Genomic DNA, 1,335 nt, shown 5'->3' with positions numbered 1-1,335 from the left:
GACACTATCCCAATAAGTGTGTAAGTTGAAAATAACGGGGGTTGGACTTTATTAGAGTCTGACCCTTTTTTCATAGATCGTTAGGAACTGGTTTAAAATGATGCCCCAGTTCCTGATGGGCATGGACCACTTCTTTGTGGCCTCCCTTGTGGCCAAATATACGGATTTCATCACCGCATCGTCGGTGGGGAAGGAAAGCTTGTTCTTTGTGTACTTCCTGATCTTCCCGTTCAGGTTCTCTATAAGGTTGGTGGTATAGATGATCTTCCTTATCTCCACTGGGAATTCGTAGAACACGGTAAGGTCCTCCCAGTTGTCCCTCCAGCTCCTTATCGCATAGGAATACTTGCCCTCCCATTTTTTGGCGAAGTCCCCCAGGGCGGCCTTTGCCGCTTTCTCGTTGGGTGCATTGTAGATGCCCTTCATGTCCGCGGTGAAGGCCTTCTTGTCCTTCCATACCACATAGCGGCAGGCATTGCGTATCTGGTGCACCACGCATATCTGGGTCCTGGACTCGGGGAAGACGTTTTTGATGGTGTCGGTAAACCCGTTCAGGTTGTCGGTGGCGGTGATCAGGATGTCCTCGGTGCCACGGGCCTTCATATCGGTGAGCACCGACATCCAGAAGGCGGCCGACTCGTTCTTGCCCAGCCATAGGCCGAGCACTTCTTTTTTACCGTCCCTGCGCAGGCCCACGGCCACGTACACGGTCTTGTTGATCACCTTGGAGGATTCCCTGACCTTGAAGACGATACCGTCCATCCACACGATCAGATAGACCGGTTCCAGAGGGCGGTTCTGCCAGGCAACGATATCGTCCGCCACCTTTTCGGTGATCCTCGATATGGTGGAAGTGGATACCTCAAAGCCATAGGCCTCCCGTATCTGCTCCTCTATGTCGCTGACCGACATGCCCTTGGCGTACAGGGATACGATGATGTTCTCGATGCCGTCCACCATGTTGCCCCGTTTGGGGACGACCATGGGGTTGAAACTGGCATCCCTGTCCCTGGGGACGGATATCTCGGACTCCCCGAAGGAGGTCCTCACTTTCTTTTTGGAGTGTCCGTTGCGCTTGTTGGCATTGGACGAGCGCTGGTGCCTTTCATAATCCAGGTGGCCGTCCAGTTCCCCTTCCAGCATCTTCTCGATACCGCGTTTCTGGAGTTCCTTCAAAAAACCGTTGAGCTCGTCTCCCGATTTGAACTGCTTCAGGAAATCGTCGTTGAACAATTCTTCTTTCTTCATAATGTGCAAATATTTAAAATTAGACAAAAAATTAGCGGGGGCATGCCCCCGCTAATTTTCTATTTACACACTTTATGAGATAGTCCT

The 1,335-nt window shown here is 51.6% G+C and carries 1 protein-coding gene; it reads right to left on the bottom strand.

What is annotated here, in order from left to right:
• Nucleotides 1-51 precede the first annotated feature (51 nt).
• Complete coding sequence (locus tag GO009_RS17340; protein ID WP_163627963.1) at nt 52-1,248, bottom strand: IS256 family transposase; 1,197 nt, start codon at nt 1,246-1,248, stop codon at nt 52-54.
• Nucleotides 1,249-1,335 lie beyond the last annotated feature (87 nt).

The sequence above is a fragment of the Allomuricauda sp. TY007 genome, assembly GCF_010468565.1.
Lineage (GTDB): Bacteria > Bacteroidota > Bacteroidia > Flavobacteriales > Flavobacteriaceae > Flagellimonas.
This window is presented reverse-complemented; position numbering and strand designations above follow the sequence as displayed.

Bases quoted from the DNA above. Each gene is read 5' to 3' on its own strand.
- GO009_RS17340 (WP_163627963.1), bottom strand. From the start codon at position 1,248: ATGAAGAAAGAAGAATTGTTCAACGACGATTTCCTGAAGCAGTTCAAA.